This window comes from Klebsiella sp. P1CD1 (assembly GCF_003790505.1).
GTDB classification, from domain to species: domain Bacteria; phylum Pseudomonadota; class Gammaproteobacteria; order Enterobacterales; family Enterobacteriaceae; genus Klebsiella; species Klebsiella variicola.
The window spans coordinates 2,796,626-2,819,684 of sequence record NZ_CP033631.1 but is presented as its reverse complement, the minus strand read 5'-3'; the positions used below and the strand labels follow the sequence as shown (position 1 = coordinate 2,819,684).

19 protein-coding genes and 1 riboswitch are annotated in these 23,059 nt (G+C 61.6%); of the genes, 12 read left to right on the top strand and 7 right to left on the bottom strand.

Annotation, left to right across the window (positions count from 1 at the left end):
• Window positions 1-7: 7 nt before the first annotated feature.
• From DTA24_RS14085 to DTA24_RS14065, 4 genes are all read left to right on the top strand, one after another.
• Window positions 8-943: an ABC transporter substrate-binding protein gene (locus tag DTA24_RS14085; protein WP_008804789.1), complete on the top strand. Its 936-nt coding sequence runs from the start codon at window positions 8-10 to the stop codon at window positions 941-943.
• A 306-nt stretch (window positions 944-1,249) separates the two neighbouring features.
• The gene (locus DTA24_RS14080) at window positions 1,250-2,635 is read left to right on the top strand and encodes a diaminobutyrate--2-oxoglutarate transaminase (protein WP_008804788.1); all 1,386 of its coding nucleotides are present in this window, start codon (window positions 1,250-1,252) and stop codon (window positions 2,633-2,635) included.
• A 9-nt stretch (window positions 2,636-2,644) separates the two neighbouring features.
• Window positions 2,645-4,126: a pyridoxal phosphate-dependent decarboxylase family protein gene (locus DTA24_RS14075; protein WP_162493254.1), complete on the top strand. Its 1,482-nt coding sequence runs from the start codon at window positions 2,645-2,647 to the stop codon at window positions 4,124-4,126.
• Between the two features lie 204 nt (window positions 4,127-4,330).
• The gene (locus tag DTA24_RS14065; protein ID WP_064735472.1) at window positions 4,331-5,224 is read left to right on the top strand and encodes a LysR substrate-binding domain-containing protein; all 894 of its coding nucleotides are present in this window, start codon (window positions 4,331-4,333) and stop codon (window positions 5,222-5,224) included.
• A gap of 241 nt (window positions 5,225-5,465) precedes the next feature.
• Here DTA24_RS14065 and DTA24_RS14060 read toward each other — a convergent pair whose 3' ends face one another.
• The 4 genes from DTA24_RS14060 to DTA24_RS14045 all read right to left on the bottom strand — a co-directional run bounded on the left by DTA24_RS14060 (window position 5,466) and on the right by DTA24_RS14045 (window position 9,918).
• Entirely contained in the window at window positions 5,466-6,656 is a 1,191-nt protein-coding gene (locus tag DTA24_RS14060) for a cytochrome c biogenesis protein/redoxin (RefSeq protein WP_008804785.1), read from the bottom strand.
• Window positions 6,657-6,758: 102 nt separating this feature from the next.
• The gene (locus DTA24_RS14055; protein ID WP_123836894.1) at window positions 6,759-8,102 is read right to left on the bottom strand and encodes a sensor histidine kinase; all 1,344 of its coding nucleotides are present in this window, start codon (window positions 8,100-8,102) and stop codon (window positions 6,759-6,761) included.
• Entirely contained in the window at window positions 8,099-8,839 is a 741-nt protein-coding gene (locus DTA24_RS14050) for a response regulator (protein WP_004180014.1), read from the bottom strand. The genes DTA24_RS14055 and DTA24_RS14050 overlap by 4 nt, the downstream gene beginning before the upstream one ends.
• An 86-nt stretch (window positions 8,840-8,925) precedes the next feature.
• Window positions 8,926-9,918: an alpha/beta fold hydrolase gene (locus DTA24_RS14045; protein WP_064160409.1), complete on the bottom strand. Its 993-nt coding sequence runs from the start codon at window positions 9,916-9,918 to the stop codon at window positions 8,926-8,928.
• A gap of 243 nt (window positions 9,919-10,161) precedes the next feature.
• On the opposite strand from DTA24_RS14045, the gene DTA24_RS14040 reads away from it, so the two are divergent.
• From DTA24_RS14040 to pqqF, 7 genes are all read left to right on the top strand, one after another.
• The gene (locus DTA24_RS14040; RefSeq protein WP_110196397.1) at window positions 10,162-11,181 is read left to right on the top strand and encodes a dipeptidase; all 1,020 of its coding nucleotides are present in this window, start codon (window positions 10,162-10,164) and stop codon (window positions 11,179-11,181) included.
• 136 nt (window positions 11,182-11,317) lie between these two features.
• Window positions 11,318-11,389 carry a pyrroloquinoline quinone precursor peptide PqqA gene (gene pqqA / locus DTA24_RS14035; protein WP_002905689.1) on the top strand — a complete coding sequence of 24 codons (72 nt, stop codon included), beginning with the start codon at window positions 11,318-11,320 and terminating at the stop codon, window positions 11,387-11,389.
• 54 nt (window positions 11,390-11,443) lie between these two features.
• A complete protein-coding gene (gene pqqB / locus DTA24_RS14030; RefSeq protein ID WP_008804781.1) occupies window positions 11,444-12,370 on the top strand; it encodes a pyrroloquinoline quinone biosynthesis protein PqqB in 927 nt (308 codons plus the stop codon).
• Window positions 12,364-13,119: a pyrroloquinoline-quinone synthase PqqC gene (gene pqqC, locus DTA24_RS14025; protein ID WP_008804780.1), complete on the top strand. Its 756-nt coding sequence runs from the start codon at window positions 12,364-12,366 to the stop codon at window positions 13,117-13,119. The genes pqqB and pqqC overlap by 7 nt, the downstream gene beginning before the upstream one ends.
• A gap of 2 nt (window positions 13,120-13,121) precedes the next feature.
• Entirely contained in the window at window positions 13,122-13,400 is a 279-nt protein-coding gene (gene pqqD, locus DTA24_RS14020; protein WP_008804779.1) for a pyrroloquinoline quinone biosynthesis peptide chaperone PqqD, read from the top strand.
• Window positions 13,387-14,529 carry a pyrroloquinoline quinone biosynthesis protein PqqE gene (pqqE, locus tag DTA24_RS14015; RefSeq protein ID WP_008804778.1) on the top strand — a complete coding sequence of 381 codons (1,143 nt, stop codon included), beginning with the start codon at window positions 13,387-13,389 and terminating at the stop codon, window positions 14,527-14,529. The genes pqqD and pqqE overlap by 14 nt, the downstream gene beginning before the upstream one ends.
• A complete protein-coding gene (pqqF, locus tag DTA24_RS28625; RefSeq protein WP_123836893.1) occupies window positions 14,529-16,814 on the top strand; it encodes a pyrroloquinoline quinone biosynthesis protein PqqF in 2,286 nt (761 codons plus the stop codon). Before pqqE ends, pqqF begins: the two co-directional genes overlap by 1 nt.
• On the opposite strand, the gene DTA24_RS14005 is transcribed toward pqqF, so the two are convergent.
• From DTA24_RS14005 to DTA24_RS13995, 3 genes are all read right to left on the bottom strand, one after another.
• The gene (locus DTA24_RS14005; protein WP_008804776.1) at window positions 16,811-17,548 is read right to left on the bottom strand and encodes a glutamine amidotransferase; all 738 of its coding nucleotides are present in this window, start codon (window positions 17,546-17,548) and stop codon (window positions 16,811-16,813) included. The genes pqqF and DTA24_RS14005 overlap by 4 nt on opposite strands.
• Window positions 17,549-17,660: 112 nt before the next feature.
• Window positions 17,661-19,571 carry a penicillin-binding protein 2 gene (mrdA, locus tag DTA24_RS14000; protein WP_164481335.1) on the bottom strand — a complete coding sequence of 637 codons (1,911 nt, stop codon included), beginning with the start codon at window positions 19,569-19,571 and terminating at the stop codon, window positions 17,661-17,663.
• A 221-nt stretch (window positions 19,572-19,792) separates the two neighbouring features.
• Window positions 19,793-20,425, bottom strand: a complete 633-nt coding sequence (locus DTA24_RS13995; RefSeq protein ID WP_004898401.1) for a LysE family translocator — start codon at window positions 20,423-20,425, stop codon at window positions 19,793-19,795.
• A gap of 17 nt (window positions 20,426-20,442) precedes the next feature.
• Window positions 20,443-20,522: riboswitch (ZMP/ZTP riboswitch) on the bottom strand.
• A 341-nt stretch (window positions 20,523-20,863) separates the two neighbouring features.
• Here DTA24_RS13995 and katG point away from each other — a divergent pair.
• On the top strand, window positions 20,864-23,041 hold the full coding sequence (gene katG, locus DTA24_RS13990; RefSeq protein ID WP_123836892.1) for a catalase/peroxidase HPI: 2,178 nt from the start codon (window positions 20,864-20,866) through the stop codon (window positions 23,039-23,041).
• Window positions 23,042-23,059: the final 18 nt, after the last annotated feature.

Below are 23,059 nucleotides of genomic sequence, written 5' to 3'. Positions count from 1 at the left end.
AAAACAGATGAAAAAGTCGCTTTTCGCCGGGGCAACCCTGACGGCACTGGTCAGCGGCCACGCGCTGGCCAATGAACCGCTGACGCTGGTGCTGGACTGGTACATTAACCCCGACCATGCGCCGATTATGGTGGCCGAGCAGATCGGCGCCTTTAAGGCTCAGGGGCTGGACGTCAAGATTGTCCCTCCCTCCGATCCCGCGCTGCCTCCCCGCATGGTGGCCGCCCGTCAGGCGGATCTGGCCATCACCTACCAGCCGCAGGTGCACTTCTTCGCTGACGAAGGGTTACCGCTGGTGCGCGTCGGGACCCTGATTAACTCGCCGCTGAACACGGTGATCGCTCTCAATAAGCAGATCAAAACTCCGGCAGATCTGCAAGGTAAGAAGGTGGGCTATTCGGTCAGCGGCATTGAGCAGGCCACCCTGTCGACCATGGCGCAACACGCGGGTATCGATCCGGCCAGTATCAAACTGGTTAACGTCAATTTCCAACTGACCAGCGCCCTGCTGGCGGGCCAGGTGGACGCGGTCATCGGCGGCTACCGTAATATAGAAGCACAGGAGCTGAAGCTGCAGGGCAAAACGCCGGTAGTGATGAACGTCGAAGATTACGGCGTGCCGGCCTATGACGAGCTGGTGATTGTCGCCCATCGCGACGCGATTCATGAGGCCAAGATCCGTAAATTCCTCACCGCCCTGCAGGCCGGGGTGAGCTATCTGCGCGCCCATCCGCAGGAGAGCTGGGAGGCGTTTGCCGCCGCCCACCCGGAGCTGAAAACCGAACTCAACCACCAGGCGTGGCTGCAAACCGTGCCGCTGTTCGCCACCGATCCGGCGGCGCTGGATAAACCGCGCTACGAAGCTTATGAACAGTTTTTATATAACAATAAGTTGGTGAAAAAAGTCACACCTTTAACAAATTATGCGGTGGAACTGCATTGAGACTTGCTATCGCTGACGGAAGGCATTCCGTCAGCGTTTTAACGCAGCGGCAATAAAAATATAGAGACTTTCTCACTAATAATTACACTTTAAAGGGTTATCGTGACACGCAGTTGTTCTATTATAATTCAGCAGGTTACGTTAATTATTGCCCCGGTAAGAATAACGTCAAAATAACGCAATCAATAAAACGTTGAATGCGGATTTAAAAAGCCATATATTGTGCGCGCTTTATGAATGCCAATTCAATTCCTTAGACCAATTATTCAACCAGCGTTCAACCGCAATGCTGGTTGTGGGAGTGATATGATGACGGATAAAGTCCGTATTGATACTTTACGTGCCGATTTATTAGACGCAAACAACGAAACCTTTTTGGCCCGTCAGGCCGAATTCGAATCGAATGTCAGGAGTTACCCGCGTAAGTTACCGCTGGCTATCACTAAAGCTGAAGGCGTGTGGCTGACGGATGCGGATAACAAACAGTACCTGGACTGCCTCGCGGGCGCCGGTACTCTCGCTCTGGGCCACAACCACCCTGATGTATTGCAGAGCATCCAAAGTGTCATTACCAGCGGCTTGCCGTTACATACCCTCGATCTGACTACCCCGTTAAAAGATCGTTTCTCCGAATACCTGCTCTCTTGCCTGCCGGGCGAAGGGAAAGAGTATTGCCTGCAGTTCACCGGTCCTTCCGGCGCTGACGCCGTGGAAGCCGCGCTGAAACTGGCGAAAAAATACACTGGCCGTACGGCGGTGATCAGCTTCTCCGGCGGCTATCACGGGATGACCCATGGCGCGCTGTCCGTCACTGGCAACCTGTCGCCGAAAGCAGCGGTTAACGGCATGATGCCGGAAGTCCAGTTCATGCCTTACCCGCACCTGTATCGTTGCCCGCTGGGCATCGGCGGCGAAGCCGGCGTGAAAGCCCTGACCTACTACTTCGAAAACCTGATCAACGATGTGGAGAGCGGCGTCCGTAAACCGGCGGCGGTGATCCTCGAAGCTGTGCAGGGTGAAGGCGGCGTGAACCCGGCGCCGGTTGAGTGGCTGCAGCGCATCCGCAAAGTGACCGAAGAGCATGGCATTCTGCTGATCGTCGATGAAGTGCAGGCTGGCTTTGCCCGTACCGGTAAATTCTTCGCCTTCGAGCACGCCGGTATCCAGCCGGACATCATCGTGATGTCGAAAGCGGTCGGTGGCGGTCTGCCGCTGGCGGTGCTGGGCATCAAAAAACAGTTCGACGCCTGGGAACCGGGTCACCACACCGGCACCTTCCGCGGCAACCAGCTGGCGATGGCTACCGGCCTGACTACCCTGCGTCACCTGCGCGACAACAAGATTGCCGACAAAGTCGCTGCCCAGGGCGAGTGGCTGAAAGGCAAACTGGCCGAGCTGCAGAAGCGCTACCCGGTCATTGGCCACGTACGCGGTCTTGGTCTGATGATCGGTATCGAAATCGTCAAGCCGAACGAAGCGCAGGATCACATGGGCTGCTACCCGGCTGACGGCGAACTCTCTGCCCTGCTGCAGAAGAAATGCTTCGAAGCGGGCCTGATTCTGGAGCGCGGTGGTCGTCACGGCTGCGTGCTGCGTCTGCTGCCGTCCCTGCTGATCAGCAACGCGGAACTGGATGTGTTCCTCGACAAATTCGAACAGGCCCTGCTGGCCGCCGGCGTAAAGCCGGTCTGAGTGGAGTCAGTGACCACCATGTCCACATTGAATCCGATTCTTGCTGGTTCAGCGCAGAGCGTTGAAGCCTATCAGCAGGTTATCGAGCAGACCAGCCAGGCCGTTGTGCAGTGGCTGAAGCAACCTGAGATGTATCAGGGGAAAAGCGTTGACGAGCTGCGTGAGCGTATCTCCCTTGAATTTAACGAACAGGGTTTGGGTAACCAGGCGGCGATTGATCGTGCGATCGAGTACTTCCTGAAAGACAGCCTGTCGGTGCATCACCCGCAGTGCGTGGCGCACCTGCACTGCCCGAGCCTGGTAATTAGCCAGGCGGCGGAAGTGTTGATCAACGCCACCAACCAGAGCATGGACTCCTGGGACCAGAGCCCGTCAGCAACCATCATTGAGATGAAGCTGATCGAATGGCTGCGCGCCCGGGTCGGTTATCCGGCTGGCGACGCCGGCGTCTTCACCAGCGGCGGTACCCAGAGCAACCTGATGGGCCTGATGCTGGCGCGCGACGCCTTCTTCGCCCGTCAGGGGCACTCCATCCAGCAGGATGGGCTGCCGGGGGATATCCGCAAGTACAAAGTATTGTGCTCGGAAAACGCCCACTTCTCGGTGCAGAAGAACATGGCGCTGATGGGCCTCGGCTACCGCTCGGTCACGCTGGTGAAAACCGACGAATTCGCGCGGATGGACGTGTCCGATCTGAAAGCGAAGATTGCGCAAGCGCAGGCTAACGGCGAGCAGATCATGGCGATCGTCGCCACCGCCGGCACCACCGACGCGGGGGCTATCGACCCGCTGCGCGACATCGCCGGTATCGCCGCGGAACATCAGATCTGGCTGCACGTTGACGCAGCCTGGGGCGGCGCGCTGCTGCTGTCTGAGCAGTATCGTGACTACCTTGACGGTCTGGAGCTGGTGGATTCCGTTACCCTGGACTTCCACAAGCAGTTCTTCCAGACCATCAGCTGCGGCGCCTTCCTGCTGAAGGACGCGCGGCATTACGAGCTGATGCGTTATCAGGCGGCCTATCTGAACTCCGAGTTCGATGAAGAACACGGCGTACCGAACCTGGTGTCTAAGTCGCTGCAGACCACCCGTCGCTTCGATGCGCTGAAGCTGTGGATGGGTCTGGAAGCGCTGGGCCAGAAACAGTATGCGGCGATCATCGATCACGGCGTCACGATGGCGAAAAACGTGGCGGAGTACGTGAAGTCGCAGCCGACGCTGGAGCTGGTGATGCAGCCGCAGCTGGCGAGCGTGCTGTTCCGTTCCCGTCCGGCGCAGATGGCGCAGAGCGATGCGGCGGCTATCGCGCTGCTCAACCAGCGCGTCGGCGATGCCCTGCTGGCTTCCGGCCGCGCTAACGTTGGCGTGACCGAGCATAACGGTGTCACCTGCCTGAAGCTGACCCTGCTGAACCCGGTGGTGACGCTGGATGACGTGAAGGTTCTGCTTAACCTGGTGGAACGCACCGCTCAGGAGCTGCTGGCGCAATAACCTGCCCTAGCGGGCGGCGCCTGCCGCCCCGCTGTCAGCCTTACCTGCAATAAGCCGATAATCTCCTTATCGGCTTTTTTATTTCTTTCCGCGCCACTGACGTTCTCTGCTCCCTGGCTGGTCGCTGGGCCCGTTGACGCCTGCCTTTCGCGATGCCACAGTATTATCCCGAGAATAACGACGTTCAGGATAAACATCCTGAAAATAAGGATGATGATGGAGAAACGCTTACCGGGACTGGATCTCGACGCCCTGCGTAGCTTTGTGACCGGCATGGAGTGCGGCAGCTTCGCCCAGGCAGCGCTGCGCCTGTCGCGTTCCACTTCGGCCGTCAGCGCCCAGCTTAAAAAGCTGGAGAGCCAGTGCGGTACGGCGCTGGTGGCCAAACAGGGGCGGCATCTGGTGCTCACCGCGGAAGGCGAAAAGCTGATGAGCTACGCCAGACGACTGCTGGCGCTCAATGATGAAACCCTGCGCGCGCTGCAGGGCGAGCGGCTCACCGGCGAGATCCACCTTGGTATGCAGGAAGATTTTGGCGAATCGCTGATGCCGGGGATCCTGGGGCAATTTAAACGGCATCATCCGCAGGTGCGGATAGTCGCCAGGGTGGATCGCAATGGTCCGCTGCGCCAGGCGCTGGCGGAAGAGGCGCTGGATCTGGCGCTGTTGTGGCAAACCGAAGATCAGGGCCCCGGGATGGGCCGCTGCCCGCTGGCGTGGATTGCGCATCCTGACCTGGATATTGGTGCACTGCTGGCCTCCGGCGAGCCGCTGCCGCTGGTGATGTTCGACAGCCCGTGCCTGATGCGCTCCCGCGCTATTGCCTGTCTCGATGCCGCAGGGATCCCCTGGCAGGTGGTATTCGTCAGCCACAGCCTGAACGGCATCTGGGCGGCGGTACAGGCTGGCCTGGGGCTGACGATACGCACCCGCATCGGCATGCCCGGCAACCTGCGCACCGTCGCCGGGCTGCTGCCATCGCCAGGTAGCCTGGCCGTTAACCTGCAACAAACCCCGCGCGAGGGACAGCATTCCGCCGCCGTGGCGCTGCTAGGAGACCTGATGACCGAGGCCCTGCAGGGGTGGGTCGAGATGTGACGGTGTCACGCCACTTCCATTCACCCTCACCCTAACCCTCTCCCTGAAGGGAGAGGGAACCGTTCGGCAGTCACCGATAATGGGCATCCAGCGCCTCTCCCGCTTCAATGCCCGGTGGCGGCTGCGCCCTACCGGGCCTACATTCTCCCTGCGCGCTCCTGTAGGCCGGGCAAGCGCAGCGCCGCCCGGCATCAGGTATAAGGGCTGGAGGGATCCGTCCGCCAGACGCCTACGCCGCGGGTCAGGCTTTGCTCTCCTGCAGCAGCTGCTGGATCACCTGCTCCTGGCGGGCATAATCCCCTTCGCCGAAGGCGGTATAACGCAACTGTCCGCGAGCGTCGAAAATGTAATGCGCTGGCCAGTACTGATTGCCGAAGGCATTCCAGATGGCGTACTCATTATCCGCCACCACCGGGTAGGTTATCCGCCCGTCCTTCACCGCCTGGCGCAGCAGCGGCAGCGAACGCTCCCAGGGATATTCCGGGGTATGGACGCCAATCACCACCAGCCCGGCCGCGCGGTATTTGTTCGCCCAGTCGCGCACGTAAGGCAGGGTATGCTGACAGTTGATGCACTCCCGGGTCCAGAAATCCACCAGCACCACTTTGCCCTTCAGACGCTCCGGAGTTAACGCCGGGCTGTTGAGCCACGCGCTGCCTCCCGCCAGGGAGGGCATCGCGCTGCTGGGCTGCGGCGCGGCGATCGGCTGGAGGATGGTCTTTTGCTCCGGCTGCGGCAGACGGGCGGCCAGCCGCTGCTCCAGCGCCTGACTCCAGCCTCCCGCACTTTGCAGATAGCGATCGCCGCCGCTGGCGATCAGCGCCACCGAGGCCAGCATCGCCACCCCCGCCAGCCGGCGCAGCCGTTCGCCGAACGCCAGCCCACGACGCAGACGGGCAATCAACGCCGCGCCGCACCACCCCAGCAGGAATAACATCAGCGCCCCGCCGCTGCCGTAAGCCAGCAGCAACCCGCCAGTGGTCGCCTGGCCCGGATGCACAAAGCCCAGGCTCAGTATCGCCCCCAATACCGGCCCGGCGCACGGGGCCCACAGCAGACCCACCGCCAGCCCGGCCAGCAGCGAACCGATCCAGCCGCGCTGGCGTGAGCTGGCGTTGTTAAGCTGATTTCCCAGCGCCACCAGGGGTGAGGTCAGCCGCTGCGCGACGCGCTGCGAAAGCAGGCTCAGCCCGACCAGGGCGAAGAACGCCAGCGCCAGGCCGCGGCCTGCGAGGGTCAGATTCACCACCCAGCCGCTGGCGACCGTCACCAGCCACGAAACCGCGCCGAACATCAGCGCCATTCCAGCCAGCATAATTGCCAGCTGCCCCCGGCGGCCCCGGACGCTGGCGAACAGCAGCGGGATCACCGGCAGCGTACAGGGGCTCAGCAGGGTTAACATTCCGCCCAAAAATGCAATGAATATCGACATCGCCTTCTCCTCATTATGTCGTCGCTGCCGGGAGTGGCAGCCACGACATTACCGCAAGGCCATGTAAGGCGAATGTGTCGGGAAAGGGGGAGAATTGTCGGCTTAATTATCCGTCTGCGCCGGAGATACAGCAGGATACAATCCCGCCGCGGCAAGGCGAACGCTGGCGTCCAGGCCGCCCTGCGGGCGGTTGGCCAGGCGCAGTGCGCCGTTCATCTGGCTGACCAGCTGCGCAGCGATCGCCAGCCCCAGACCGGTGCCGCCGGTATCGCGATTGCGCGAGTCCTCCAGGCGATAAAACGGCTGCAGCACCGCCTGTAGCGCGGCCTCCGGGATCCCCGGCCCCTCATCCAGCACATGGAGAGTGATATCCCCGGCGGCGTCGCGGGTCAGGGTTACTGTGACCGTGGTGCCGAATTTCAACCCATTATCGATAAGGTTAGTCATCACCCGGCGCAGGGCCTGCGGTGGGATCGACACCACCCCGGCGGTCTCCTCCGGGCAAAAACGCACCGGCCGGCCGACATCGGCATAATCGCAGACGATGGTGTCGAGAAAGGCGTCAAGGTTCAGCCGCTGGCGCGCCTCCGCCAGTGGCTGCGAGGTGCGGGCGAAGGCGATGCCCTCCCGCACCAGGCGGGTCATATTGTCGAGATCCTGCAGCAGCTTATCGCGCAGTTCCGGCTGGTCGGCCATCTCCACCCGCAGCTTCATTCGGGTGATCGGGGTTTGCAGATCGTGGGAGATAGCGGCGAGGATCCGCGCCCGCTCCTGCAGATGGTCGTGGATGCGCGCCTGCATCGCGTTAAACGCGCGAGCGGCACGGCGGACCTCTTCCGGCCCCTGCTCGGCCATGGTTCCCGCCGTGTCGCTGGCCGGTTCAAGGGCGTCCACTGCGCGGGTAAAACGGGTGATGGGCAGCAACACCTGGCGAACGGCATACCAGGCGCAGGCCAGCAGGAGAACAAACTGAGCGATCAGCACCACCGGCAGCCAGCGGGCGATGGCCGGTAGCTTCGGCCACAGATCGAGAGTCAACGGGGCGCCGTCGTGGAGGGTAATATGGGCCTGAATATGCTGCCGCGGGCCGGGGATCGTCACAATACTTACCGGGTACTGCGCGCTCAGCGCCTCCTGCAGGGAGCGGGCTGCGTCCCGGGCGCGCCAGCTGTCCGGGTAGTCGCCGCGCTCGCCGGAGTCCAGCAGATAGCGATAATTGCCGCGCGCCAGCTTCGGCAGCCATTGCGGGCGCTCAGCAGCCGGCAGGCGGTCAAGGATCGCCACGCTGGTGGCGACATCGGAAGCCAGATTGCCCAGCATCACGCTGCGAGCGCTGCTCATACGCTCATAAAACAGCAGCGACAGAGTTAAAGTATTCGCCAGCAGCAGCGCCAGAAACAGCAGCGCTATCAGCCTCGACTGCAGCGAGGCGGGCCAGAACCTCATTCATGCCTCTCGCGGATGGAGACCGGCACCGACAGCACATAGCCTTCGCTGCGCACCGTTTTAATGTAGGCCGGCTCGCGGGCATCCTCCCGTAGCCGCTGGCGCAGTCGGCTCACCAGCAGGTCAATTGACCGCTCAAAAAGTTCCGCGTCGCGTCCCTGGGTCAGATTCAGCAGCTGATCGCGGTTCAGCACCCGCTGGGGGTGGTCGAGAAACACCCGCAGCAGCCGATACTCCGCCCCGCTGAGGGCGACGATGGCGCCGCTGTCATCCAGCAGGTGGCGGGCGGCAGTGTCGAGCAGCCAGTCGCCAAAGGCGATCAGTCTGCCCGCCTCGGTGATCTGCAGATTGGGCGGCAGCGCCCGGGTGCGGCGTAAAATGGCTTTGATGCGCGCCAGCAGTTCGCGGGCCACAAAGGGTTTAATCAGATAATCATCAGCTCCCATTTCCAGGCCGAGGATCCGGTCGCTGTCGTCGGTGCGGGCGGTGAGCATCAGCACCGGAATATCCTGCTGCGGGTTGGCGCGCAGCTGGCGGCAGAGCGTTAAGCCGTCCTCGCCCGGCATCATGATATCCAGCACAATCAGGTCAATTTGATGATTTTTGAGCACCGACCACATGGCTTTGCCGTTCGCCGCGCCGCTGGCGCGATATCCCGATTTTTCCAGATAGTCGACAATCAGTTCCCGAATATCGCGGTCGTCATCGACGACCAGGATGTGGTCAATACGCTCCAAAGGGTGCTCCTGCGGCAAAATAAACTCTTCACAAGCATAAGCCGTGTTGCCGGAAGCGCAACGTCGCGCCGCCGGCAAGGTGCGGGTTACAAACGATCGGCGTCCACCACCGCCTGGACAAAGTCTGCCGGGTCCTCCTGCGGCGGATTATGGCCCACCGCCCCCTGCAGATCCCGGTGTTCATATTTCCCGGTAAATTTAGCCCGGTAGCTGGCGGGAGCCGGATGCGGCGCGCCGTTATTCGCCCCTTCAAGGGTGATGGTGGGCACGGTTATCGGCGGTAGCGCCGCCAGCCGTTGTTCATAGCCGGCATACTTCGCTTCCCCCTTCTCCAGCCCCAGGCGCCAGCGGTAGTTGCTGATGGTGATCGCCACGTGGTCCGGGTTATCAAGCGCCCGGGCGGTTCTGGCAAAAGTCGCGTCGCTGAATTGCCACTGCGGCGACGCCTGATGCCAGATAAATTTCGCAAAGTCGTGGGTGTTCTGCCGGTAACCGGCTTCGCCGCGCGGGGTGGCAAAATAGAACTGATACCACCACGACAGCTCCGCCTGCGGCGGCAGCGGTTTTTCGCCAATCTGCTGACTGCTGATCAGATACCCGCTCACCGAGACCAGGGATTTCACCCGCTGCGGCCACAGCGCGGCGACGATATCCGCCGTGCGCGCGCCCCAGTCAAAGCCGGCCAGATCCGCCTGCCTGATGTTCAGGGCGTCCATCAGATGGACAATATCGGCCGCCATCGCCGACGGCTGACCGTTACGCGGCGTGCTGGCGGAGAGGAAACGGGTCGTGCCGTAGCCGCGCAGATACGGCACAATGACCCGGTAACCCTTCTGCGCTAAAGCCGGCGCCACCTGAGCATAGCTCTGAATATCGTAGGGCCAGCCGTGCAGCAGGATCACCGGCTGGCCGTCGCGCGGGCCGATATCCACGTAGCCTATATTCAGGTCGCCGGCGCGGATCTGGTGGATCTTGTCGAACGCCCCCGCGTCTTCCGCGGCGCAAACGGCAGCGGACCACAGGGTGGATAACCCCAGCGCCGCGGCGCTGGTATAGCGGATCAGGGATAATCTGTTCATCACTTTCTCACCTTTTATCATCATCAAGAGAGTACGTGACCAGTAAAGCGGAAATTTGTATCTGCCATGTGCCCGACCGGGGCCATTTTTATCTCTTAATGTCAGCGCTGCGCCGCGAGATACAGTGTGATACAGAGTCGAGGTTGGCAATTGTTGCGGGCATGTGAATTTATGCTTGCCCCAGGAGATAAATCCGTTACCGTGGCAGGCATTTTTCACCACTTAAGAACGCAGGAACCCGCTATGGCGATTTTTGATGGTCACAATGACCTGCTGCTGAATCTCTGGCTTCACCATCGTGAGGATCCGGTAAGCGCCTTCTTTGCCGGGATAGAAAACGGCCATCTCGACTATCCGCGTATCCGCCAGGGCGGGCTGGCCGGCGGCCTGTTCGCCCTCTTTGTGCCGCCGCAGGAGTATATCACCCGCGTGGCGCCGCAGTACGCCAGCCAGGCGTGGGATCCGCGGGCGATCCTCTGGCAGCAGTTGGCTATCCTCAAGACGATTTGCGCCCATGACGCCAGCCGCGCGCGGCTGTGCCTGAGCGCGGCGGATATCGAACGCTGTCGCCAGGATAACGCGCTGGCGATGGTGGCGCACATCGAAGGTGCTGGCGGGTTCGACGCGCAAGGCGAAGATCTGCAGGCCTTTTATCGCGCCGGGGTGCGCAGCATTGGTCCGTTCTGGAACATCGCCAATCGCTTCGGCTGCGGGGTCACCGGCGCCTTTCCCGGCAGCCCGGACAGCGGGCCGGGTCTCACTCGCGAGGGCATTGCGCTCATCGCTCAGGCCAACGCCCTGAAGATGCAGATCGATGTTTCGCACATGAATGAACAGGCCTTTTGGGATACCGCTCACCATTCCACCGCCCCACTGGTGGCCACCCACTCTAATGCCCACGCCCTGTGCCCACAGCCGCGCAATCTGACCGACCGGCAACTGCGGGCGATCCGCGACAGCGGCGGCGTAGTGGGGGTCAATTTCGGCAATGCTTTCCTGCGCGCCGACGGACGGCGCGACAGCGACACGCCCTTAACCACCATTGTCCGGCATATCGACTATCTTATTAACATAATGGGTGAGGATCATGTGGCTCTCGGCTCGGATTTTGACGGCATCACCCTGCCCGACGAGCTTGGCGATGTGGCCGGCTTACCGCGGCTTATCAATGCCTTGCGGGACAATGGCTATGATCAATTGGTGCTGGATAAGCTGCTGTGGAACAACTGGCTGCGGGTATTAAAAAAGGTTTGGCAACAATAGGTTATATTGTAAACATAAAGTTAATTCCTTACAGATTCCGGGTTGATCTCTCTCCCGGTGAAGCGCAATATGCGGCAGCCGTCACAGATCCAGCATTATCCGTGAGGCCTGTCGTCATTTTTAAGAGGAACACAACATGTGGAAGAAACCTGCTTTTATCGATTTACGTCTCGGTCTGGAAGTGACGCTGTACATTTCTAACCGTTAATCGCCCCGCCCGCCGTTCGCGCGGGCACCTTCATTCATTACCCGGTCCGTCTTCATGTTCATTAAAGTCCTCGGCTCCGCCGCCGGCGGCGGTTTCCCGCAATGGAACTGCAACTGCGCCAACTGTCAGGGTCTGCGCAACGGCACCATTCAGGCCAGTGCCCGCACCCAGTCGTCGATCATCGTCAGCGATAACGGCAAAGAGTGGGTGCTGTGCAATGCCTCGCCGGATATCAGCCAGCAGATTGCCCATACCCCCGAGTTAAATAAACCCGGCGTACTGCGCGGGACGTCTATCGGCGGCATTATTCTCACCGACAGCCAGATAGACCACACCACCGGGTTGCTGAGCCTGCGCGAAGGCTGCCCGCACCAGGTGTGGTGCACGCCGGAGGTTCATGAGGATCTCTCCACCGGCTTCCCGGTGTTTACCATGCTGCGACACTGGAACGGCGGCCTGGTGCATCATCCCATCGCGCCGCAGCAGCCTTTTACCGTTGACGCCTGCCCTGATTTGCAGTTTACCGCCGTGCCTATCGCCAGCAACGCGCCGCCCTATTCGCCGTATCGCGACCGGCCGCTGCCGGGCCATAACGTGGCGCTGTTTATCGAAAACCGCCGCAACGGGCAGACGCTGTTCTATGCCCCGGGGCTGGGTGAGCCGGATGAAGCCCTTCTGCCGTGGCTGCAAAAAGCGGACTGTCTGCTGATCGATGGCACCGTCTGGCAGGATGACGAGCTGCAGGCCGCCGGCGTCGGGCGCAATACCGGTCGCGATATGGGACACCTGGCGCTCAGCGATGAGCACGGGATGATGGCCTTGCTGGCCTCCCTGCCGGCAAAACGCAAAATTCTCATTCATATTAATAACACCAACCCGATCCTTAACGAACAGTCTCCCCAGCGCCAGGCGCTAACGCAACAGGGGATTGAAGTGAGCTGGGACGGGATGGCAATCACCCTTCAGGATACCGCATGCTGATCACCGACACGCTGTCGCCGCAGGCCTTTGAAGAGGCTCTGCGGGCTAAAGGCGCCTTCTACCATATTCACCACCCTTACCACATCGCCATGCATAACGGTGAAGCGACCCGCGAGCAAATTCAGGGTTGGGTGGCGAACCGGTTTTATTACCAGACCACCATTCCGCTGAAAGACGCGGCGATTATGGCCAACTGCCCGGATGCGCAGACCCGGCGCAAATGGGTGCAGCGGATCCTCGACCACGACGGTAGCCACGGCGAAGATGGCGGGATTGAAGCCTGGCTGCGGCTGGGGGAAGCGGTCGGTTTGAGCCGCGACGACCTGCTCAGCGAGCGTCACGTGCTGCCCGGCGTGCGCTTCGCGGTGGATGCCTATCTTAATTTCGCTCGTCGCGCCTGCTGGCAGGAGGCGGCCTGCAGCTCCCTGACCGAGCTGTTCGCCCCACAGATCCATCAGTCGCGCCTCGACAGCTGGCCGCAGCACTATCCGTGGATCAAAGAGGAAGGCTATTTTTACTTCCGCAGTCGTCTGAGCCAGGCTAACCGCGACGTTGAGCATGGTCTGGCGCTGGCGAAGACCTACTGTGACAGCGCTGAAAAACAGAACCGGATGCTGGAGATCCTGCAGTTTAAGCTCGACATCCTGTGGTCGATGCTCGATGCCATGACCATGGCCTACGCTCTGCAGCGCCCGCCCTATCACACGGTCACCGACAAGGCGGCCTGGCACACGACCCGACTGGTGTAATCATGCAAAAAACGTCCATCGTTGCCTTTCGTCGCGGCTACCGACTGCAGTGGGAAGCCGCCCAGGAGAGCCATGTGATCCTCTATCCGGAGGGAATGGCTAAACTCAATGAGACCGCCGCGGCGATCCTCGAGCTGGTCGATGGCCGGCGCGACGTCGCGGCGATTATCGCCATGCTTAACGAACGTTTCCCGGAAGCCGGCGGCGTCGATGACGACGTCGTCGAGTTCCTGCAGATCGCCTGTCAACAGAAGTGGATCACCTGCCGTGAGCCAGAATAAACCCGCCGTCAATCCGCCGCTGTGGCTGCTGGCGGAGCTGACCTACCGCTGCCCGCTGCAGTGTCCCTACTGTTCCAATCCGCTGGACTTCGCCCGGCAGGAAAAGGAGCTGACCACCGAACAATGGATCGAGGTCTTTCGCCAGGCGCGAGCGATGGGCAGCGTACAGCTGGGCTTTTCCGGCGGCGAGCCGCTGACCCGTAAAGATCTGCCGGAGCTGATCCGCGCCGCGCGCGACCTCGGGTTCTATACCAACCTGATCACCTCGGGAATTGGGCTAACCGAGAGCAAACTCGACGCCTTCAGCGAGGCCGGACTGGACCATATCCAGATTAGCTTCCAGGCCAGCGATGAGGTGCTCAACGCCGCTCTCGCCGGCAATAAAAAAGCCTTCCAGCAGAAGCTGGCGATGGCCAGAGCGGTAAAAGCGCGCGACTACCCGATGGTGCTGAACTTCGTCCTCCACCGGCACAACATCGACCAGCTCGATAAAATTATCGAGCTGTGCATTGAGCTGGAGGCCGATGACGTCGAGCTCGCCACCTGCCAGTTTTACGGCTGGGCGTTTCTTAATCGCGAGGGGTTACTGCCGACCCGGGAACAGATCGCCCGCGCCGAGCAGGTGGTCGCCGATTACCGGCAGAAAATGGCCGCCAGCGGCAACCTCACCAACCTGCTGTTCGTCACCCCGGACTATTACGAGGAACGCCCGAAAGGCTGTATGGGCGGCTGGGGATCGATTTTCCTCAGCGTCACTCCGGAAGGCACTGCGTTGCCGTGCCACAGCGCGCGCCAGCTGCCGGTGGCGTTCCCGTCGGTGCTGGAGCAGAGTCTGGAATCGATCTGGTATGACTCGTTCGGCTTCAACCGTTATCGCGGGTATGACTGGATGCCGGAGCCGTGCCGCTCCTGTGATGAAAAAGAGAAAGACTTCGGCGGCTGCCGCTGTCAGGCCTTTATGCTGACCGGCAGCGCCGATAACGCCGACCCGGTGTGCAGCAAATCCCCACATCATCACAAAATCCTTGAGGCCCGGCGCGAAGCGGCCTGCAGCGACATCAAAGTCAGCCAGCTGCAGTTCCGCAACCGTACCCGCTCGCAGCTGATCTACAAAACCCGGGAACTGTAATGACGCTGGCGACCCGCACTGTCACTCTGCCGGGCGGCCTGCAGGCTACCCTGGTTCATCAGCCGCAGGCCGATCGCGCGGCGGCCCTGGTGCGGGTTGCCGCCGGCAGCCACCATGAACCGTCGTGCTTCCCCGGTCTGGCGCACCTGCTGGAACACCTGCTGTTTTACGGCGGTGAGCGCTACCGCAATGATGAACGGCTGATGAGCTGGGTGCAGCGCCAGGCAGGGAATGTGAATGCCACCACCCTGTCCCGCCACAGCGCTTTCTTTTTCGAGGTCGCCGCCGAGGATCTGGCTGACGGCGTCGCGCGCCTGCAGGAGATGCTGCAGGCGCCGCTGCTGCTCAGGGACGATATTCAACGCGAAGTCGCGGTTATCGACGCCGAAAACCGCCTGATCCAACAGCATGAGTTGTCGCGACGGGAAGCCGCCGTGCGTCACGCCGCCATCGCGCCCGCGGCGTTTCGCCGCTTTCAGGTCGGCGACGCCGGGTCGCTGGGGGAGGATTTCCTCGCGCTACAGGCGGCCTTACGTGACTTTCACCGCAGCCACTACGTCGCCCGCCGGATGCAACTGTGGCTGCAGGGGCCGCAGTCGCTGGAGGTGCTCGGCGAACTGGCGACCCGTTTCGCCACCGGGCTTGCCCCGGGCGAGGCACCGCCGCCAGCGCCGCCGCTCACTCTGGGCGAGCCCCCTCAACTGCAGCTGGCCGTCTCCAGCCAGCCCGCACTGTGGCGCTGCCCGCTGATCGCCTTAAGTGACAATGTCACGTTACTGCGCGAGTTTTTGCTGGATGAAGCCCCCGGTAGCCTGATGGCCGGCCTGCGCCAGCGCGGGATGGCCGAGGACGTGGCGCTGAACTGGCTGTATCAGGATCAGCACTTCGGCTGGCTGGCGCTGATTTTCGCCAGCGACCGGCCGGAACAGGTCGACCGGCAGATAACCCACTGGTTGCAGGCGCTACAGCAGACGACGCCTGAGCAGCAGCAACACTACTATCAGCTGTCCCGGCGCCGTTTTCAGGCGCTATCGCCTCTCGATCAGCTGCGCCAGCGGGCATTCGGCTTTGCCCCCGGGGCGCCGCCCACCAGGTTCGCCGATTTTTGCGCCGCCCTGCTGGCCGCCCCCACGGTCAGCCTGGTCTGCCAGACGCAGCCCCCCGGAGCAACGGTAGCCACCCAGGGCTTTAGCCTGCCGCTCAGCCGCTGGTCGCCACGTCCGGTCTCTGACCCGGCGCTGGCATTCGCTTTTTATCCGCAGGCCGCTGGCGAGCTCGTGGCCGAAAGCCCGGCGGAAGCCGCGCCACTGCGTCACCTCCCGTCACCGGAAGAGCCGCCGACGCTCCTGCTGCGACCGCCCTTCTACTGCTCGCCCACGCCGGCCGAAGGGCTGGCGCGCAGGGAACAGCTGCGTCCATTGCTTGCCGCCCTGCGCCATGCCGGGGGACACGGCGAGTGGCATCTGTTCGACGGTAGCTGGCAGCTGATCCTGCAGTTGCCTGCGTCCGGCCAACGGCCGGAGGCGATTCTGCAGGCCATCGTGCGGCATCTCGCGCTCCCGGTCGCCCCGCTGCCCCCACCGCCGGAGAGTATTGCGATCCGTCATCTCATGGCCCAGCTCCCCGAACGGCTGGGTACGTCAGCGCACCAGGAAGGTTGGCTGGCGGCCCTGATTGGCGGCAGCGCGAAAGATGCGCAGTGGGTAGCGCGTCAGCTGAGCCGGCTTACCGTCCCGGTTAATCCGCCGATGCCCGCTCCGGCCCCCTGCCGCGGCGGCGTCGAGCGGCTGCCTTATCCCCGGGGCGACACGGCGCTACTGGTCTTTCTTCCGCTGCCGGAAGGCGCTTCGCTGGCGGCCCTGCGGGTGCTGGCGCAGTTCTGCGAGCCGCCGTTTTTCCAGCGCCTGCGGGTGGAGCAGCAGATAGGCTATGTGGTGAGCTGCCGCTATCAGCGCGTTGCCGATCGCGATGGGCTGCTGATGGCGCTCCAGTCCCCGGAACGCCGTCCCGGAGAACTCCTCCGCTGCTGTAAAACCTTTCTGCGCCAGCTGGACCCCATGGATGAGGCGACCTTCAGGTTGTTACAGCAGCGGCTGGCCGCTCAGGCCCGCTCCCGGGTACCGCCGAAGGTGCGCGCCCTGGACGCGCTGCGCCAGGAGTATAACTTGCCGGGGGTGACGCCGCAGGCGGCTGACGCGCTGCGCGTTGAAGAGGTGGTCGCCCTGTGGCGTGAGATGACCCGCCGGCGTCGTCGCTGGCGAGTGCTGTTCACGACAGGGAGTTAATGGCCGGGGGCATCCGGGGTCAGAAAGTCGCTGACGAAGCGGGTGAGGATCGCCGCGGCCTGCGGGCTCTCCTGGACCTCGTCGTGTAACTGTTGTGGGTCGATGCCTTCCGCCTGCAGCACCGCCTCCCGGTAGCGGATCAGCGAGCGGGCAATCGGCGCGGTGAATTCCGGGTGAAACTGCGTGGAGACCGCCTGCGGCCCGTAGCGCACAATCTGGTGGGGATCGTGGGAGGATGCGGCCAGCACGGTAGCCCCCTCCGGCAAACGGGTCACGGTTTGCAAATGGCTCAAATGCGCGGGGAATGTCGCTGGCAGGCCGCTCAGCAGCGGGTCATCGACACCCCACGGCGAAAGCGCAATCGTTTTGCTGCCGCTTTCCCGCCCGGCAGGATGGTAAGCCACCTCACCGCCCAGCGCATGGGCCATCAGTTGATGACCATAGCAGACGCCGAACAGCGGCATGCCGATAGCCACCGCCTGACGGATCCAGTCGGCGGTCCGTTCGCTCCATGCCAGGCGATCGGACACCATTGCCCACGAACCGGTGAGAACCGCCACGGTCTGGCGATCCGGCGCCGGCAGCGGTTCATCTTCAAACACCCGCACCGCGGTCAGCTGCGCCTGCCACGGCGCCAGCAGCGTACGGAACCAGTGCGGCAGATCGCCATGCTCCTCGCGGATGGCTGCCGGCGGCGTGCCGGTCTGAACCAGCAATAATCGGTTACGTGTCACCCTTCCTCCTCGCTCCGGGTCATGTTCCCTGCCATCACTATGCCGCCCGGAAAGCCGCGGGACAAATAACCAATATCTATGAACGATGCGCGTCCGGAATAAGTCCAGCCGCTTACTGGGCATCGGCGCTGTCACGCTGCGGCACGTCAGCCGCCGCGGATGACGCCTGCTGCGGAACAAAGATGTGGTCCAGAATGGCGCGCGCCGTCGGTCCGGCCACCACCCCATCCCCGCCGCCGTTCTCCAGGATCAGCGCCATCGCCACCTTCGGATGCTGATAAGGGGCAAACAGGGTATAGAAGATATGGTCGCGCAGACGCACCGGGATCATTTTGGCGTTGTAGGTCTGGTTTTGCTTCAGGCTGAACACCTGCGAGGTGCCGGACTTCGCCGCGATCTGGTACGGCGCGGTATGGAACAGCTTGTAGCCGGTGCCGTTGGGCAGATTCGCCATCCCATACATGCCGTTGCGCACAATGCCCCAGTACGGCGATTTCGGATCGCCCACCTGCGGCAGGTTCGCCGGCTGCTGATAACGTTCCACATGGTTGCCCTGCTTCATCGAATAGAGCAGATGCGGATCCTGCACCTTGCCATTGTTCAGCAGGGTGGTGAGCGCCTTCACCATCTGAATGGGCGTGGCGATCCAGTACCCCTGGCCGATGCCGACCGAGATGGTGTCCCCCTGATACCAGGGCTTTTTATGCACCCGCTGTTTCCACTCCCGGCTGGGCAGTACGCCGGCATACTCCTCATTAAGGTCGATGCCGGTGGACTGGCCGTAACCAAACTTGCTCAGCCACTCATGGATCCGGTCAATGCCCATCTCGAAAGCGACCTGATAGAAAAAGGTGTCAGCCGACTCTTCGATGGCTTTGGTCACGTTGAGCATCCCGTGGCCGGTCTTCAGCCAGTCGCGGTAGCGGCGTTGCGTGCCCGGCAGCGTCCACGTCGGCGCGCCGAAGAAGGTGGTGTTCGGGGTGATGACCCCTGCGGAGAGCGCCGACAGCGCCATATAGGGCTTCACCGTCGAGGCCGGGGGATACAGCCCCTGAGTAACACGGTTGATCAGCGGCCGGTCCGGATTATCGAGCAGCGATTTATAGGCCTGATAGCCGATGCCTTTGACGAACGGATTAGGATCGTAGCTGGGGCTGGAGACCATCGCCAGCACGCCGCCATCCCGGGGATCGACCACCACCACCGCCGCGCGCTGCCCCTTCAGCACCGACTCAATATACTGCTGCAGGTGCAGGTCGAGGGTCAGATAGAGGTTTTTCCCGGCCACCGGCGGTACCTCTTTCAGCAGACGCACCACCCGGCCGTGGTTATCGACCTCCACTTCCTGATAGCCAGTGGTGCCGTGGAGTGCTTTTTCGTAATAGCCCTCGATCCCCTGCTTGCCGATATTGTGGTCGGCAGCATAGTTCTCCTCTTCGCCGTCTTTCGCCAGCCGCTGCAGGTCGTTGTCGTTAATTTTCGACACATAGCCCACCACGTGCGCCAGCTCGTCGCCGTACGGGTATTCGCGCTGCTGATAGCTCTCCACCGTCACGCCGGGGAAACGGAATTCGTTAACCGCGAAGCGCGCCACCTCCACGTCGCTGAGGTCGGACTTCAGCGTCACCGCTTTATAGCGGCTGTTGTGGTGCATATCGTCGCGGAAGCTGGCGATGTCATCCGGCGTCAGGTCGACGATCGGCGTCAGGCTTTGCAGCAGCGCGGTCATATCGGGAATTTTGCTCGGGATCACCTGCAGGCGATACAGGGTAATGTTCTGCACCAGCGGAATGCCATTGCGATCGAATATCAGCCCGCGGCTGGGGGCAATGGGCAGCATCTTAATGTCGTTCTGGTTCGATCGGGTCTGGTAGAAATCATGCTGCTCCACCTGCAGATGGTAGAGGTTGGCGATCAGCACGCCAAAGCAGACCACCACCAGCAGAAAAGCAATTGCGGCCCGGCGGATAAACAGCATCTCTTCCGCGGAGTGGTCGCGAATTTCATCTCTCAAAAGGGGCATTAGCGGTACATCACCTGAATCACAAGAAAAGCCAACAGCGTAACGGCCGGGAAGCATAGCCTTATCGCGGCGCCAGCCCTACTGAAAGGTTGCTAATGATCTGGCAGAAATGTTTCAGCATGTTAGAGCGTGGGAAGCCTTTCTGTGCAGGAGAAAGGCATCAGAGTGCGAGGTTAGCCAGCAACGGGGACGGCTGGCATCTGTTTACACGATCAACCCGCTTATTTTCTGGCCTCAAAAGCGATCTTAACCGCCATTCCCGCCAGTACCGTCGCCATCAGCCAGCGTTGAAATTGTTGCCAGCCCGGCCGCCGACCAAGAAATAACGCCACCTGCCCGGCCAGCAAGATAATCATGCCGTTCACCGCCACGCTGATGATCACCTGGGTACAGCCTAATATTAACGACTGACTGAGCACGCTGCCGAGTCCAGGGGTGATAAACTGCGGCAGCAGGGACAGATACAGGATGGCAACTTTGGGGTTCGCCAGGCTGGTGAGGAATCCCATCAGAAACAGCTTACGCCCACTGTCCGCGGGTAAGTCGCGCACCGCAAATATCGGCCGCCCTCCCGGTTTGATCGCCTGCCACGCCAGATAGAGCAAATAAGCGACCCCGCATAAACGCAAGGCATCGTAGGCGTATGGAACCGCGAAAACCAACGCGGTGATGCCGAAAGCGGCACACAACATATAGAAGAAAAATCCCACGGCCACGCCGGCAAGGGAGATAAAGCCAGCGCGTTTTCCCTGGCAAATCGAACGCGAAGTGAGATACATCATGTTGGGGCCTGGGGTTAACACCAACCCCAGCGCCACCGCGGCAAAGGCCATTAATGAAGCGAATTCAGGCATAACTTATCTCCAGATATCGGTAATGCCCAGGCGCGCGGCGACGTCGACCATGCTCCCCGACAGTATTCTGTCTTCAGCGCCAGTCACATGGTGCCTAAGTATTAGCTTATTCTGTGTCCGCCAACAACCCCCGTACCGAACATTCGTTGCGCTCGCGCAACGGACAGCCCTCATCCTTTTCTCGCAGGAAAATTGTCATATCTCAAACAATTAGCATTCCGGCTCCCTGATTGACGCAGATCGTTTCCTTTGCCGTCTCGTTACGTCTATGGTTAATGGTGAGGTTTATACTAACCGCCAGGTCTCCCTGGTCATATAAGGGGATGTTTACCCTTCGTTGAACGGAATTAGCTATTAAATCTGTAGACTCATTCAAATATCGCTTATTGGTAGCAGTGTATATCGTAATGGCATTCACAAAAGCAAACGGAGCCTGATATGAGCACGTCAAACGACCCATCCAACAACGCATCCGCCGGAAAGTGCCCTTTCCACGCCGAGACGCCAAAACAGAGCGCCGGCAGCGGCACCGGCAACCGCGACTGGTGGCCTAACCAGCTGCGTGTCGATCTGCTGAACCAGCACTCCAGTCGTTCCAACCCGTTGGGTGAGGATTTTAACTACAGGGAAGAGTTTAAAAAGCTCGACTACTCCGCGCTGAAAGCTGACCTCAGAGCGTTGCTGACCGACTCGCAAGAGTGGTGGCCGGCAGACTGGGGTAGCTACATTGGCTTGTTTATTCGTATGGCCTGGCACGGCGCCGGCACCTACCGCACCGTTGACGGTCGCGGCGGCGCAGGCCGTGGGCAGCAGCGCTTTGCGCCGCTGAACTCCTGGCCAGACAACGTCAGTCTCGATAAAGCCCGTCGCCTGCTGTGGCCGGTAAAACAGAAATATGGACAGAAAATCTCCTGGGCCGACCTTTACATGCTGGCGGGTAACGTCGCTCTGGAAAACGCCGGCTTCCGCACCTTTGGCTTTGGCGCCGGTCGTGAAGATGTTTGGGAACCGGATCTGGACGTCGACTGGGGCGATGAGAAAGAGTGGCTGGCCCACCGTCACCCGGAAAGCCTGGCCAAACAGGCCATCGGCGCCACCGAAATGGGGCTAATCTACGTCAACCCTGAAGGACCGAACGCCAGCGGCGAGCCGTTGTCCGCCGCAGCGGCCATTCGCGCCACCTTCGGCAATATGGCGATGGACGATGAAGAGATTGTCGCCCTGATCGCCGGCGGCCATACGCTGGGCAAAACCCACGGCGCCGCCGAAACCAGCCACGTCGGCGCCGAGCCGGAAGCCGCCCCACTGGAAGCGCAAGGCCTGGGCTGGCACTCCAGCTACGGCAGCGGCGCAGGTGCGGATGCCATCACCTCCGGTCTGGAAGTGGTCTGGACGCAGACGCCCACCCAGTGGAGCAACTACTTCTTCGAGAACCTGTTTAAATATGAATGGGTGCAGACCCGCAGCCCGGCTGGCGCTATCCAGTTCGAAGCCAAAGATGCGCCGGAAATTATCCCGGATCCGTTTAATCCGGGGAAAAAGCGCAAACCGACCATGCTGGTCACCGACCTGACCCTGCGCTTCGACCCGGAGTTTGAAAAGATCTCCCGCCGCTTCCTCAACGACCCGCAGGCCTTTAACGAGGCGTTTGCCCGGGCGTGGTTCAAGCTGACCCATCGCGATATGGGGCCAAAATCCCGTTACCTCGGTCCGGAAGTGCCGAAAGAAGATCTGATTTGGCAGGATCCGCTGCCGGCAGCGACTCATCAGCCGAGCGCTGAGGATATCGCCAGCCTGAAAACCGCCATCGCCGGTGCCGGCCTGTCGGTGAGTGAGCTGGTCTCGGTCGCCTGGGCTTCCGCCTCCACCTTCCGCGGCGGCGATAAGCGCGGCGGCGCCAACGGCGCACGCCTGGCCCTCGCTCCGCAGAAAGACTGGCCGGTCAATGCTATCGCCAGCCGGGTGCTGCCGACTCTGCAGGCGATCCAGCGCGCCTCCGGCAAAGCGTCGTTAGCCGATATCATCGTGCTGGCTGGCGTGGTCGGCGTTGAGCAGGCGGCCGCTGCCGCCGGCGTCAGCGTTAACGTGCCGTTTACCCCAGGCCGCGTCGACGCCCTGCCTGAGCAGACCGACGTCGAGTCGTTTGACCTGCTGCAGCCGCTGGCGGATGGCTTCCGCAACTATCGCCGTATCGAAGGCGGTGTCTCGACGGAAACGCTGCTGATCGATAAAGCCCAGCAGCTCACGCTAACCGCCCCGGAAATGACAGTGCTGGTCGGTGGCTTGCGCGTACTGGGCGCGAACTACGACGGCAGCAAACACGGGGTGTTCACCGACCGCGTCGGCGTGCTCAGCAATGATTTCTTCGTCAACCTGCTGGATATGGCCACCGTCTGGAAAGCGGCCGATGACCACGCGGAGCTGTTTACCGGCAGCGACCGTAAAACCGGCGAGGCGAAGTACAGCGCCACCCACGTGGATCTGGTGTTTGGCTCCAACTCTGTACTGCGCGCGCTGGCGGAAGTGTATGCCTGCGCCGACGGGCAGCAGAAGCTGGTGCATGACTTCGTCGCCGCCTGGACTAAGGTGATGAATCTCGACCGTTTCGATCTGTAATCTCCCCGCCCCGGCACC